This window comes from Candidatus Aeolococcus gillhamiae (assembly GCF_016464765.1).
GTDB classification, from domain to species: Bacteria; Chloroflexota; Dormibacteria; order Aeolococcales; family Aeolococcaceae; genus Aeolococcus; species Aeolococcus gillhamiae.
Genome location: NZ_JAEKNS010000061.1, coordinates 1 through 13,128, shown reverse-complemented (window position 1 = coordinate 13,128; position 13,128 = coordinate 1). Strand labels below are relative to the sequence as shown.

13 protein-coding genes are annotated in these 13,128 nt (G+C 64.3%); 11 read left to right on the top strand and 2 right to left on the bottom strand.

The features are described from left to right. Positions 1-24 precede the first annotated feature (24 nt). The 7 genes from JF886_RS05425 to JF886_RS05395 all read left to right on the top strand — a co-directional run bounded on the left by JF886_RS05425 (position 25) and on the right by JF886_RS05395 (position 7,569). Complete coding sequence (locus JF886_RS05425; protein ID WP_337310358.1) at positions 25-1,206, top strand: MFS transporter; 1,182 nt, start codon at positions 25-27, stop codon at positions 1,204-1,206. An 89-nt stretch (positions 1,207-1,295) separates the two neighbouring features. Beyond that, positions 1,296-1,946, top strand: a complete 651-nt coding sequence (locus tag JF886_RS05420) for a GntR family transcriptional regulator (RefSeq protein ID WP_337310356.1) — start codon at positions 1,296-1,298, stop codon at positions 1,944-1,946. After that, positions 1,837-3,195 (top strand): ABC transporter substrate-binding protein, encoded by a 1,359-nt coding sequence (locus JF886_RS05415; RefSeq protein ID WP_337310394.1) that lies wholly within the window; start codon positions 1,837-1,839, stop codon positions 3,193-3,195. The genes JF886_RS05420 and JF886_RS05415 overlap by 110 nt, the downstream gene beginning before the upstream one ends. A 15-nt stretch (positions 3,196-3,210) precedes the next feature. Beyond that, positions 3,211-4,074: a branched-chain amino acid ABC transporter permease gene (locus tag JF886_RS05410; protein WP_337310354.1), complete on the top strand. Its 864-nt coding sequence runs from the start codon at positions 3,211-3,213 to the stop codon at positions 4,072-4,074. A 31-nt stretch (positions 4,075-4,105) separates the two neighbouring features. Beyond that, positions 4,106-5,908 carry a branched-chain amino acid ABC transporter ATP-binding protein/permease gene (locus tag JF886_RS05405; protein ID WP_337310352.1) on the top strand — a complete coding sequence of 601 codons (1,803 nt, stop codon included), beginning with the start codon at positions 4,106-4,108 and terminating at the stop codon, positions 5,906-5,908. Between the two features lie 25 nt (positions 5,909-5,933). After that, positions 5,934-6,626 carry an ABC transporter ATP-binding protein gene (locus JF886_RS05400; protein WP_337310350.1) on the top strand — a complete coding sequence of 231 codons (693 nt, stop codon included), beginning with the start codon at positions 5,934-5,936 and terminating at the stop codon, positions 6,624-6,626. Beyond that, a complete protein-coding gene (locus tag JF886_RS05395) occupies positions 6,616-7,569 on the top strand; it encodes an LLM class flavin-dependent oxidoreductase (protein ID WP_337310348.1) in 954 nt (317 codons plus the stop codon). The genes JF886_RS05400 and JF886_RS05395 overlap by 11 nt, the downstream gene beginning before the upstream one ends. 305 nt (positions 7,570-7,874) lie before the next feature. On the opposite strand, the gene JF886_RS16770 is transcribed toward JF886_RS05395, so the two are convergent. Beyond that, positions 7,875-8,006 (bottom strand): CoA transferase, encoded by a 132-nt coding sequence (locus tag JF886_RS16770; protein ID WP_350340571.1) that lies wholly within the window; start codon positions 8,004-8,006, stop codon positions 7,875-7,877. 32 nt (positions 8,007-8,038) lie between these two features. Here JF886_RS16770 and JF886_RS05390 point away from each other — a divergent pair, with 32 nt between their 5' ends. The 4 genes from JF886_RS05390 to JF886_RS05375 are packed head-to-tail and all read left to right on the top strand — an operon-like array spanning position 8,039 to position 12,166. After that, the gene (locus tag JF886_RS05390; RefSeq protein ID WP_337310346.1) at positions 8,039-9,394 is read left to right on the top strand and encodes an MmgE/PrpD family protein; all 1,356 of its coding nucleotides are present in this window, start codon (positions 8,039-8,041) and stop codon (positions 9,392-9,394) included. After that, on the top strand, positions 9,391-10,725 hold the full coding sequence (locus JF886_RS05385) for an MmgE/PrpD family protein (RefSeq protein ID WP_337310344.1): 1,335 nt from the start codon (positions 9,391-9,393) through the stop codon (positions 10,723-10,725). The genes JF886_RS05390 and JF886_RS05385 overlap by 4 nt, the downstream gene beginning before the upstream one ends. Continuing rightward, positions 10,722-11,381: a cysteine hydrolase family protein gene (locus JF886_RS05380; protein WP_337310342.1), complete on the top strand. Its 660-nt coding sequence runs from the start codon at positions 10,722-10,724 to the stop codon at positions 11,379-11,381. The genes JF886_RS05385 and JF886_RS05380 overlap by 4 nt, the downstream gene beginning before the upstream one ends. Then, positions 11,381-12,166, top strand: a complete 786-nt coding sequence (locus JF886_RS05375) for an SDR family oxidoreductase (protein ID WP_337310340.1) — start codon at positions 11,381-11,383, stop codon at positions 12,164-12,166. Before JF886_RS05380 ends, JF886_RS05375 begins: the two co-directional genes overlap by 1 nt. A gap of 781 nt (positions 12,167-12,947) precedes the next feature. On the opposite strand, the gene JF886_RS05370 is transcribed toward JF886_RS05375, so the two are convergent. Further along, positions 12,948-13,128: integrase core domain-containing protein (locus tag JF886_RS05370; RefSeq protein WP_337310338.1), on the bottom strand; the 181-nt coding region annotated here is incomplete at its 5' end.

The following is a 13,128-nucleotide window of genomic DNA, read 5'->3' as shown; positions in this document are numbered from 1 at the left end:
GAGACCCACGCCACGTCGGTTCGCTTGGAGGCACTGCTGTTCCTAGGTCTGATTTGGTTCGTCGGGGTCAACCTGAGGACCGTGATCCTTACGATCCCGCCGCTTCTCCCGGACCTCCGCCACGACCTCTCGCTCAGCTACTCGGCTGCGGGGCTGCTGATTAGCCTTCCCGGACTGTGCATGGGGCTGGGCGCTGTTCCCGGGGCTGTCCTGATCGAGCGCTTCGGCGCGCGAGCAGTGGTCGCCGCCTGCCTGCTGATCCTTGCAGTCGCCGGCGCAGCCAGGGGGGTCGGTCCCGTCGCGCCGCTCTTTGTCGGCAGCGTCGTCGCCTACCTGGCAGTCGCGTTCATGCAGCCGGCGATAGCGGTCGCGCTGCGCACGTGGCGGCCGGCAGCGGTCCGGCTGGGCACCTCCATCTACGCCTCCGGGTTGATGGCTGGGGCGATTCTGGCCGCCGCCCTTTCGTCCACAATTCTCACCCAGCTTTTCGGCAGCTGGCATGGAGTCCTCATCTTGTGGACGCTACCGATCCTAATCGCGTTGACGCTTTGGATGCGGCAGACCCGAGGCATGCCGGGCACACGGGTGAGGCCCGGCAACTGGCGTGGTGGGTGGCTCGATGGCGCCGTATGGCGGATCGGTATTCTCTTCGGACTTCAGAGCGTCGTCTTTTTCAGCGCTGGATGGCTACCGACCTATTATCAGACGCTCGGACTCGGGCGTGAGGGGGCGGCTGCGGTGTTCACTGTCTTCACCTGCGCGCAGTTCTTGGCCACGCTGCTATATGGAGCCCTAACGTCACGACTTCCGTCGCCCCGGGTACTCTCGACCGGCTGCTCGATCCTAGCAATCGCTGCCCTAATCGCTGTGATCTGGTTGCCGCTGACGTTTCCGCTGCTGTGGTCGGCGGTGCTCGCCGGCGCCCTAAGCGTCATCTTCACGATCTGCCTGACACTGCCCGCACAACTGGCACCACTCGAGAGAGTGGGTGCCGCGTCGAGCTTGGTTCTCACCGTCGGCTACCTCGCGACATTTCTGGGGGCCTTTGCTGGCGGAGCAGCCTGGGATGCACTCCACCAGCCGGCCGCGACCTTCTACCCAGCGCTCGGCGCGGCGGTCGTGATGGTCGGCTTGGCGGCTTCGGTCCCGGAGCATCTGCCAGGGCGGCTGGCGATGCCTGTTAAAGAGGCATCAGAATGCCACTGAAATCAAACTCTGAAGCCCGCAGCATACCGGCGATCGGGCCAACGCGCGTGCAACCGCCGGTGCCATCTCCCCGGTTCAACCGTCGGAAGATGAGTGCCGAGATCGCGGCCTACCTGCGCGACCTGATCATGGCCGGGCAGCTCCCGCCCGGCTCCCCCCTGCGCCTGGCGGACTTGGCCGGTCGACTGTCGGTTAGCACGACTCCTATCCGTGAAGCGATTCTGATCCTCGAGAAGGAGGGCTTTGTTGAATGCGAGCGGCACAAGGCGTTTCGAGTGAAGTTGATTACCGCCGCGGACATCGGCGACCTCTTCGAACTGCACGCCGCAATCGCCGGAATCCTCGCGGAGCGCGCGACGCCGCTCCTAACCGAGATCGAGATGGAGAGACTTGGCGAAATCGATCGGCGCATTCAGCGCGGAGTTGCGAGCGGCGACGCTGAGGAGGTGGAGGAGCAGAACTTCCATTTCCATCGGACGATCAACCGGGCACCAGAATCGACGACTCTCCGGCGGTTTCTCCGTGAGACGACACGGTACGTGCCGAGACGCTACTACCAGCAGATTCCCGGTTGGCTCAACTCTTCAGCACAGGATCACGGCCCGATTCTTGACGCTCTCAACCGTCGTGATGGCGCGGAGGTGCGCCGTCGAACAGAGGAGCACATCAAGGGCGCCGGCACCCTGCTTCTCGAGCACCTCAGATCAATGGGCTTATGGAACGGAACTGGAAACACGTAAGACCGACAGGAGGCTCAGAATGAGTACACGTTTGACGGGTTGGAATCGGCGCTGGTGGATAGCGCTCGCGATGGCAGCGCTTGCCGTGGTCGCCTGTGGAGGTGGGGGCGGAGCCGGTACGGGCTCTACCAAGGACGTCAAGATCGCCCTCGTTGTGCCCCTCTCCGGGCCATACGCAGAGCATGGGAAGCTGATGCAGGACGCCGCCGAACTGGCCCGGGACGACATCAACTCTCAGGGCGGCATCAAGGCCCTAAATGGTTCAAAAGTGCAACTCGTGATCCAGGACGCTGGTGGCACCGTCGAGAGCGTGACAAGCGCCACTCAGCGCGTGTTGCAGGGCGGCGATATTACTGCCGCCGATGGCTGTTGGCTCAGCTCTTTCACATTGGCTGCGACCGAGATAGCGGAGCGCCAGAAAGTGCCATGGTTGACATTCTCCTTCGCCGACCAAATTACCGGTCGCGGGTATAAGCATGTGTTCAGGCTTGACGCCCCCGCAGCGAAACAGATTCCGGCAGCGCTCGATGCTCTCACGGTGGCGGCGAAGGCATCCAATCACACCATCACTACCGCGGCGTTGGCCGGCGATAACACAGCGTCCAGCGTCTCGTACTTTGAGAATCTTCGGCAGAAACTGCCGGGTGCCGGCGTCAAAATCGTTCTCGACAAGGTGTGGACGCCACCACTTGCGGACCCCACTCAGCTCGCACTACAAGTCAAGAACGCCAACCCTGACATCATTTTCGGTTCGCCGACCACGTTCGCCGACACCGTCGGCCTGCAGCGGGCGCTCTACTCGGTGGGGGAACGTAAGCCAGTCATGGGCAATGGCGGTCAGTTTCTGACTCCCGAGGTTGGCAAGTCATTAGGCAACGCAACCGAGGGCCTCGCTGCCGTTGCCGGCAGCGCCGTCATGAAGGGCATGGAGAACCTCTCGAAGCGATTTGAGGATCGGTTCCACACCTTCATGATCCAGGACAGCTCATCCGTATACGCTGAGATCTGGACGATTAAAGAAGCGATCGAGAAAGCCAAGTCTTCTGATCCTACCAAGGTGCGCGATGCTCTCGCTTCGATCGACATCACGAGCGGCCCCGCTGCCCAGATCCCAGGTGGCGAGGTCAAGTTCGATGCGAATGGCGACAATGTCCGCGCAAGCGTCGCTATCGTGCAATGGCAGAACGGTCGGCCGGTTACCGTCGCTCCAGTGAACCAAGCGATTGGGCATTTAAAGTGGCCCAGCTGAGGATCAGCTAGGCGAGTGGGCCTTCAGTATCTCGTCGATGGGCTGCTGCTGGGGGGGGTCTACGCTCTCCTAGCAGCAGGCCTCGCGATGATCTTCGGAATAATGCGCGTCATCAACTTCGCCCAGGGCGAGTTCATGATGCTTGGCATGTACGCGGCCTACTTTGGCTACACCGTTCTGGGGCTCGATCCGTACCTGGTCGCGCTACCGGCTGGCCTAATGATCCTAGCGCTCGGCATTGTCGTCGCGACTGGGCTCATTGAGCGCATTCCTCGCGGCGATCAGGACGCACAGTTGCTGCTCACTCTCGGCTTGTCGCTGGTTCTCCAGAACCTCGCTATCGCAATATTCGGGGTCACGCCCCACGCACTGCTGAGGCCCTACTCGAACACGCTGATAGCGGTCGGACCGCTATTCGTCCACGAGTCCTGGCTCTTCGCTTGCGTCGCCTCTCTGGTGGTCATGCTCGGACTCTATCTTTTCCTTAGTCGAACCTGGACTGGCCGTGCGCTGCGCGCGACAGCCGATGATGCGAGCGCGGCGACCTACGTCGGGATCAGCGTCCGCCGCATGCACTCGATCGCATTCGGGATCGGCGTCGGGCTCGCTGGCCTGGCCGGGACTCTCATCGCCACCTTTCATGCCGTGCTGCCGACCGTCGGGCAAGACTTCGTGCTGATAATGTTCGTCGCCGTCGTCTTGGGCGGCCTGGGCAGCATCCCGGGAGCCGTCCTCGGCGCGATCTTCGTCGGTGTCGTACAGTCGGTGTCAGCGGCCTTCGTGCCCCTCCAGCTGCAGAACGCGGTCGTGTTCCTGCTGTTCGTCGTCGTCCTGCTTGTGCGCCCGCGCGGGCTGTTCGGGCTTCGCGTGCGCGTCTGAATTGGGACCTGTAGTGGCCGAAAAGGCAGCAGTGCCAGGCGCAGCCAGGGTCGGCTGGCGCGCGGTTGTGCTCGACTGGGCGCTGCCCATCGCACTCTGCGTGGTCTTCATCGCCGCCATCTCTCAGGTCGACGATCGCTACCTCGCGCGGGTCATCGCGCTGGTGGTCGTCTGGGCTTTAATCGGAATGTCGTGGAACCTAATCGGCGGCTACGCCGGCCAGCCGTCGCTCGGTCAGGCGGCCTTCGTCGGACTCGGCGCGTACACGGCGATCCTGCTGATGATCAGGGTAGGGCTCACGCCGTGGCTGGGCCTAGTCGCGGCTGCGGGCGTGGCCATCGTGGCGGCTCTCGTGATCGGCATCCCGACACTCCGACTCAAGGGCGTCTACTTCGCACTTGCGTCACTTGTCTATCCGTTGATACTGCTCTTGGTCTTCACCTATTTGGGCTATCAGGAGGTCCTGGTTCCGGCCCACAACGACAACCCCGACCTTTACATGTCCTGGAGCGATACCTGGCACTACGCAGCGCTGGCCGCTCTTTTCCTGCTTCTCGCCTGGCTTTTCACGACGGCGCTCGAGCGATCGCGCTGGCGCGTTGTCCTGCAATCCATTCGCGAGGATGAGGACGCAGCGCGCTCGACCGGCATCAACACTGCGCTCGTCAAGCTTGTCGTTTTCTCGACATCCGCCGTCTTCGCCTCCCTCGCCGGAGTCGTCTACGCGATGCTCATCCTCGTCGTCACGCCGGAGGCGGTTTTCGGCCTCAGTGTCTCGGTCCAAGCCCTGGTCGTCTCGCTGGTAGGTGGGATGGCGCGCCGACTCGGCCCGATCCTGGGCGCCTGCATCCTGATCCCGATCACGAACTTCCTCGACGCAAACCTGGGGGCCACCTCGGGAGCGTCGCTGCTTGCCTACGGCCTGGTTCTGATCACCGTCGTCCTCGTCGTGCCGCGTGGCCTGCTTAACGCCGGGACTCGTCCACTGGAGGTGGTCAATCGGGTGCTTCCGCAGTCGCTGCGATTGCCCGTGAATCGCCGACGCAGCCTACCTTCGCGCCCGCCGTCGGGATCGAGGCCACTCGTGCCGACGCACCCCGGCGACGAGGCAGTGCTGATCGCAGCCGATGCGCGGAAGGTGTACGGGGGCATCGTCGCCATCGATAGGTTGAGCCTCGAGGTCCGCAGCGGCGAGTTCCTTGGGATTGTTGGGCCCAACGGCGCGGGCAAGAGCACATTCTTCGACCTCCTGACGGGCTATCAGCGCTCCACGGCGGGGCGAATCACTCTTCTGGGCCGCGTGGTGACTCACTGGCCAGCCTACAGAATCGCCCGGCTCGGCGTTCGGCGCAGCTTCCAGATTGCGCGTCCGTTCGGTCAGCTGACCGTGTTCGACAACGTGTTCCTCGGTTCGCTTCAGAACGCCGACGGCGGGCAGCGCACTGCTGACACCTGGGCCGCTCTTGAGGCGGTGGGCCTCGAGGTGCATGCCGACGTTGGTGCGCGGTCGTTGGTGCCGGCCCAATTGCGCCTGCTCGAGGTGGCCAGGGCACTGGCGGGACGTCCCGCCATCCTGCTGCTCGACGAGCCGCTTGCCGGCCTGACCCGCTCTGAGGCACGAGACCTAATGCAGTTGCTCCGAACCCAGCAGCACGCCGGGCTCACCATTGTCTTGGTGGACCATGATATTGGCACGGTGGCGGCCTGGGCTGACCGCCTGTACGTGATCGATTACGGCCGGAACATCGCCGATGGAGCGCCGAAGGAGGTGATGCGCGATGATCGCGTCGTGACCGCCTACTTGGGGTCGCGTTGGCGTGCTGCTCGAGCTTAAGTCATTGCGGGCCGGGTACGGCCCCATGACGGTGTTGCATGGCATCGACCTAACGGTCGACGAGCACGAGTTCGTAGCGATGCTCGGGCCGAACGGCGCAGGCAAGAGCACAGTCCTGCGGGCGATCCTCGGTGGCTGCGCAATCCATGGCGGTGCAATCCATTGGAACGGCCAGAGCCTGCTCGGGAGACCGGCGCATGAGCGGGCGCCGCTTGGAATCGGCCACGTGCCCGAAGGACGTCATGTCTGGCCCTCCCTCACCGTCCGGGAGAACCTCCTGCTGGGATCGTGGTCGTTGGGAAGGCAGCGACGAGGGGACGAGAGCAATCGGCGGCTCGACTACGTCCTTGAGATCTTTCCCCTTCTTCGAGAGCGCCTCGAGCTGCCCGCCGCTGTGCTCAGCGGCGGCGAGCAGCAGATGCTATCGATCGGTCGCGCGCTGATGGGGAGGCCGAGGTTGCTCCTCGTCGACGAGCCGTCGATTGGCCTCGCACCGATCGCCGTTGAGGCTGTGGTCGACGCGCTGACTCGTCTCAAGCAGTCAGGTGACTTCGCTCTGCTGCTCGTCGAGCAGTCGGCCCGAGAGGCGCTGGAACTGTGCGATCGCGCCTACATCCTGAACCGCGGTGAGGTCCAAGCGTCCGGTGGCGCCGCCGAGCTGATCCATTCGGAAGCGCTGGAATCGGCGTACTTCGGCCTGGACCCAAATGACTCCTGACCGGCTCGAGGTCGGTATCACGTGCAGTGGCTACTTCTTTGGGCTCGAGACAGTCAGGGCTGTAGAGGAACTCGGCTACGACCGATTCTGGACAGCTGAGCACATCACGTTCCACCGGCCCATCCAGGACGTCGTGCCGGTGCTGTCGGCGGCGGCCGCCGTCACCCGGCGCATCGGCCTTGGGGCAGCGGTGATTCTGCTCCCGCTTCACCATCCGGTGGTACTGGCCAAATCCCTGTCCACACTCGACGCACTGTCCGGAGGGCGTCTCACGGTAGGGATCGGGGTGGGTGGCGAGAATCCGCACGAGTTCGAAGCCTGCGGAGTTGACCTGCGCACTCGCGGCGCGCGCGCAGATGAGGCGATGGAGGTGATGCGGGATCTGTGGAAAGGGAGCCGCTCCAGCCACCGTGGTCGGTTCTGGCAGTTTGACGACGCGCTGATGCTCCCGCCCCCTACGCAGCCCGGTGGGCCTCCCCTGTGGGTGGCGGGGCGGTCGGAGGCTGCGATGCGTCGGGCGGCGAACCGGGGCGACGGCTACCTACCCTACTTGGTATCACCCGACTCTTTCGCTCAGCGGGTGGGCCGGCTTCAAGTGATGGCAGCCCAGGAAGGGCGCACGCTACCGGACAGCTATGGTCTGGGCGTGCGGCTCGAACTGTCGCTCGACGATCGCGAGGACCGGGCCGCCGCGAAGGCAGCCGCATTCCTGACCGATCGATTCGAGACCGGATTTACCGAAGACCAAGCCCGCCGCTACGCTCTCTGCGGCCCGGCAGAAGTTGTCCTAGCGCAGATCGACCGGTGGCGCCAAGCCGGGCTCAACACGCTTGTCATGCAGCCGGTCAGCGACCCGGGCGACGAGCGCGCAGTCCTCGCTCGGTTTGCTCGCGAGGTGCTCCCGCATCTCCACCGGCGATCAGCGGAGCCAATCGCGCCGTGAATACGCATTTCCTTCAGTTCTGCTCCCGCATAATGTCCGCCCTGCAGCACGACATCAGTATCCGTGCCATGGACTTTAGGAGCATAGTGGCGGGCTGTTCGGAGGCCATCGAGCACCCAGAGTTGATCGATCATCGCGAGGTCGGGAATAGTGGGGCGCGGGAAAGGGCGACAGGAGCCAAGCGCCGCGAGCTGCGGATTCAGCACGAGTCCCGAGGATCGCTGGCCCAGATCGACTGCAACGCTCTAGTTACTATGGTTGAGGCCCAGGAATGTGGTGCTGAACCGAGACTAGGTGGAGGGCATTCAGTCGCGCGGGTCATCGCCGGCACTCGGGCAATGGACCTTAATGACCTCCGCAGCCAGGTCGCCGAGAATCACGCTGCAGTAAAGATCCGCGACGTTTCGGGCCAAGTCGACAATGACGACACGCTGCAGTGTGCTCGGCGTCGACTGGATAGCACCCGCATATGAGTAGCGGGCTCACGCGTCAACTGGTGCGCCACATCACAGATGTTGCCGCTCACCCCCTGCTGCCCGCGGTGAAGAGAGAGGCTCAACGGACACTGCTTAACGCACTGGGCGTGGCGGTGGCTGGCACGAGGTACGGGGCGTTCCGGAGCGTTGTCGCCGTCGCTCGCATTCATGGTGGGCGACCGGCATCGCCGGTTGCTGCGCAGCCGGAACGATTCGACGCATACTTCGCCGCTCTGCTCACCGGCCTCGCGGCACACCTTGACGATTTCGACGACACCCACCTTGCCAGCGTCATCCATCCGGGCGCCGCGACGCTCGGCGCTTCGCTTGCGCTGGGCGCCTGGCGTGGCACGACTGGCTCGAAGTTTCTGACCGCGTTCGCGCTAGGGTGCGAAGTCCAGCTTCGGGTGGGAATGGCGATCTCGCCGTCCCACTACGACCAAGGCTGGCACATAACCGGTACATGCGGTGTCATCGGAGCTGTGGTCTCTGGGGGGCTGATTCTGGGACTCGATTTTGAGAGCATCGCATCGGCACTGGGGATCGCGGCCAGCCAGACGCTCGGCCATCGTGAGGGTTTTGGGACCCACACCAAGGCCTTTCACCCTGGCAAGGCCGCCGCGAATGGCGTACTCGCCGCTCTTCTCGCGGAAAGTGGCTTCAGTGGTTCGCCAGAGGTCTTTGAAGCGCCGCGTGGTTTTCTGGGGGTCCTGGCCCCGCGGCAGCGGTCCGAGCTGCTTACTGACGGCTTTGGAGACCGGTGGGAACTCCTTTCCAACACCTACAAGCCCTATCCATGTGGCATCGTCAATCACCCGGGCATCGATGCCGCCATCGCGCTCCATCGGCGGATTGAGGACGTTGCCACCATCCGCGAGGTCATCTACGAATGCCATCCGTTGGTTCCCGAGCTAATGGGCCTGCTGCAGCCGACTGATGGGCTGGCGGCCAGGTTCTCCGCCGCTCATGGCGTCGCGGCCGGACTGGCCGACGGCCGGGTCAGCCTCGCACAGTATGAGAACACGCGGGTGCGCAGTTCCGATTTAGACCGGCTGCGGTCACTCGTGCGTTTTGAACCCACACCCATGCTGGGTCGGGACGAGGCCGGCATTCAGATCCGGCTCGCCGACGGCAGATGGCTCCGTGAGCATGTTGATCATGCCCGTGGCAGCCTCGCGCACCCGCTCACGGATGGAGAGCTGGAGGCCAAGGTACGTGACTTGATCGAGCCAATGATGCCCGGAGCAGCCCAATCGGTCATCAGTGCTGTGGGGGGCCTGGAGCGGGCGCACTCGCTGGAGCGTCTGGTAGCGGCGATCGTCCCGTCTGGAGGGGGAGTCGGGCGATGACGACGACTGGAGTCACCAGAGTCCTGGCGGGTTTCGCCGTGGACCGCGTCAGCGTTCCAGAGTTGGCCCTTGAGGCTGGTCGGCGTACCATGCTCAACGCCATTGCACTAGCCGTCGGTGCTGCGCGGCACGCTGCCGTCGAAGCAGCGCTCACGGTGCTGCACCAACTTGGGTCACCGCCACTCGCCGCGGTGCTCGGCCGCGGAGATCGGTTGGCACCGCAATGGGCGGCTCTCGTCAACGGTATCGGCGTCCACGTCGAGGACTTCGACGACACTCACCTTCCGACTGTGATCCATCCTGGACCCGTCGTCGTCCCTGCGGCCTTGGCCGTGGCGGACTGGCTAGACCGGACGGGCGAAGATGTTCTGCTTGCGACAGTGATTGGAACAGAAATCGCCCTCCGGATCGGCATGGGTCTGGGCGACAGCCATTTCGACCGTGGCTGGCACGTGACAGGCATCAGCGGTCCCCTCGGCGCCGCCGCCGCCGCCGGGCGGCTGTTGCGATTGGATGAGACGGCCATGGCCAACGCCCTCGGGTTGGCAGCGACGCAGGCGGCCGGCCTTCAGGAGTCGCTCGGCTACATGACTAAGTCGTTGCAGCCGGCCAAAGCTGCGGCAAACGGGGTGGAGGCGGCCCTCTTGGCGGCCGAGGGCTTCACCTCCTCGCCAACTGCGATCGAAGGCCGTCGTGGCCTCGGCGCGCTGGTCTCGGCGGCCGCCGACTATGCGCGCATGCTGGCCGATCTCGGGCGCACTTGGGAGATTGAGCTGAATGCCTTCAAGCCCTACGCGTGCGGCATCGTCAGCCACCCCGCGATCGACGCAGCGATCACTCTGCGCAGGCGGGTGAAAGATGTGGGAGATATCGCCGAGGTAGTCGTCACCGTCAACCCAGTCGTGCTCGACGTGATGGGGAAGATCGAGCCTTCGACCGGACTGCAGAGCAAGTTCAGCGTGTACCATAGCGTAGCGGTCGGCCTGGTCGATGGCGCGGCCGGCCCGCCTCAGTTCTCGGACGCGCGCGCGCTCGCCCCGGATATTGTCGCGTTGCGGCGGAAGGTGCGCGCCATCACGGATGCTTCGATAGCGAAGGACGAGGCACGGATGCGTCTTCGCACCGCCACCGGTGACGTCCATGAGGTCCATATTAAGCATGCAACTGGAAGTGCGGCGCAACCGATGACAGAAGCCGGGCTGCGGGCAAAAGCTGAGCGACTTGCGGAACCGGTGCTCGGCCGCCGCACGGCGGCCTTCATCGAGGCCGCCTGGCGAGTCGACCGACTGCCGAGCGCGCGAGAACTGATCTCAGCGGCAACATCCGCATGAGGTCGCAGAAACGTCCTCGCATCCTTCGCACGCTGAGGGATAAGGTCCGGCCAGAGATCACGGCGCTGCTCATCATCGACATGTGCAACGATTTCATCCATCCGGAGGGGAAGACCGCGGGACGAGCGCAGCGTCCCATCGCGCATGCCGTTGCCGTCATCCCGCAGATACAAAGACTCGTCGAGGCCGCACGCGCTGCGGGAGTGCTTGCCGTCTACGGCCAGCACACGACGCTACCCGGCCACGCCAGCGATTCCGGGTCATGGCTTGATGCTCGTTCCCGGGCAACTTACTCGGTGGAGGACATCTGCGTGGACCAGACTTGGGGACAGCAGATCATCAACGAGCTCGCGCCGGCCGCAAGCGATGTGGTGGTCAAGAAGCATCGCTACAGCGCGTTTGCCGGCACGAACCTCGACATGGTCCTGCGCAGCGCAGGCATCTTGACGACCGTCTGCTGCGGCGTCTCGACCAATGTCTGCGTTGAGTCGACCGCCAGGGAGGCGTTCAGCCACGACTACTACGTCGTTGTTCCGGCGGATGCGTGCGCCTCGTGGGATATGAGCCTCCACGAGGCCGCTCTCGCCTCGGCACGTCACCGCTACGGCACGGTCTGCACCGCGGCCGAGCTGGAACAAATCTGGAGAAAGGCGTGATGGACTTATTACTCGACGGAAAGGTCGTCGTGGTCAGCGGCGCCAGTTCTGGAATCGGTCGCGCCACCGCCCGGCTCCTGGCCTTAGAAGGCTGCCGCCTTGCGATCGGTGCGCGCACCGAAGAGACGCTGGACGAGTTCGCTGCTGAGGCGCGTTCGTTGGGGGGGAACGTGATCACACAAGCCGGCGACCTGGTCGCCGAAGAGGGGCTGGCGCGACTCGTAACCGCGGCGCGACGGACCTATGGCGGCGTCGACGGCTTGGTCGCGTGCGTCGGTTCGACACCATTGGGAGAGTTCGGCGACCTTGACGACCAGCTGTGGAATCAGGCTTTCGAGATGAAGTTTCTCGCGACCGCGCGCGCCTTTCGAGCGGTTCTTCCAGAGTTTCGCGCGCGCGGTGGCGGGCGTGCCGTGTTCATCACCGGGAACGCGGCACACGCGCCCCTGCCCTCCTTCTATACGTCAGGTGCGATCAACGCTGCGCTGGGCAACCTGATCGCCAACCTCGCGAGGGAGTATGGATCGGAACAAATCGGCGTCAATGCCGTCAGCCCCGGACCCGTCAGCACGCATCGATATCAAGGGCTAGTCCGAGCCACGAGTACGCGGACCAGGCTCCCTCCGCCTGGTGCCGAAGAGCTGATCCTCTCCTCGATCCCGGACCACCGGGTGGGGGCACCGGACGAGGTGGCACACATGGTAGTTTACCTCCTCTCCCAGCGGGCGGCGCATATGAACGGGACGGTCGCCGTGATCGATGGCGGCCAGACCTGGGTTAGATAGCAGCAAGGCCGCGAACTCCGGCGGCTTCGAGTGTCCGACCGAACTCCACGACGGGGCCCTCCTCGCTGCATACTAGCTCGACCGCTTCAACCGAGTAGTGGAGCGCGCGCGGCTCGGCGACTTCTACCGCGCGCATCTCGCGGGGCTGCCGGGCCGAGGGGACGTTTGACGAGGTGCGCGCCGTTCCCGTCACCCGCAAGAACCATGTCCTCGACGACATCGGAGGCCAATCCCCCCGCTTGGAATCCGCGCAGTGGTTGAGAGTAACCGCCTTCGTCAGGTGGTCACTACCAGCGGCACCGCGGGCGTCAGGCAGGAGGTGTACGCACTCGATGCCGATGACGAGGCGGCAACCGCGTCATGGAGGCGCGTGGATTCGGTTGGTCCGGCATCAGGGCTGGCAGCGTCGTCCTGAACATGGTGGCGATGACGACGTCAGCGGCCGGAGAGTAGTACTACCACGGCCTTCAGGTGCTGGGAGCGACCGTGCTCTCCATCGGAATCTTTACGACCGGGAGTACCTCGGCATTTGGGGCTGAAACGATCGTCGGTACCCTGTCCTACGTCTTCCAGACTCGCCGAGGTGGCTTGAGAGGCTGGACTGGAACCTTCGGGGCTTGCGGTAAAGCGCCTGATCATGGCGGGTAGAGTCGCGTGGGCGCGCGAGTGGATGGAGGGGCTCCCTGGGGTGCTTGCTCGTATGAACTGCACGGATGCAACCAACGGGCGCTTGTGTTGAATTGAACCGCGCTGGGTTTTGTGGAGACTCGGCGGCTTGGATTCATGCGACGTCGGTTGTGTCGCGCTGACGATAGTAGAGTTCTTCGTACTCAGCAGGCGGCCGGTCGCCAGCGGCGCTGTGGAGCCGACGTTGGTTCCACCAGTCGACCCACTCCGCGGTAGCCAGCTCGACCTGTTCGAGCGAGCGCCAAGGTCCGCGGCGGCGGATGAGTTCGGTCTTG

Coding starts and splice junctions, on each gene's coding strand:
- JF886_RS05420 (WP_337310356.1), top strand. CDS start 1,296: ATGAGTGCCGAGATCGCGGCCTACCTGCGCGACCTGATCATGGCCGGG.
- JF886_RS05415 (WP_337310394.1), top strand. CDS start 1,837: ATGGCGCGGAGGTGCGCCGTCGAACAGAGGAGCACATCAAGGGCGCCG.
- JF886_RS05400 (WP_337310350.1), top strand. CDS start 5,934: ATGACGGTGTTGCATGGCATCGACCTAACGGTCGACGAGCACGAGTTC.
- JF886_RS05395 (WP_337310348.1), top strand. CDS start 6,616: ATGACTCCTGACCGGCTCGAGGTCGGTATCACGTGCAGTGGCTACTTC.
- JF886_RS05390 (WP_337310346.1), top strand. CDS start 8,039: ATGAGTAGCGGGCTCACGCGTCAACTGGTGCGCCACATCACAGATGTT.
- JF886_RS05385 (WP_337310344.1), top strand. CDS start 9,391: ATGACGACGACTGGAGTCACCAGAGTCCTGGCGGGTTTCGCCGTGGAC.
- JF886_RS05380 (WP_337310342.1), top strand. CDS start 10,722: ATGAGGTCGCAGAAACGTCCTCGCATCCTTCGCACGCTGAGGGATAAG.
- JF886_RS05375 (WP_337310340.1), top strand. CDS start 11,381: ATGGACTTATTACTCGACGGAAAGGTCGTCGTGGTCAGCGGCGCCAGT.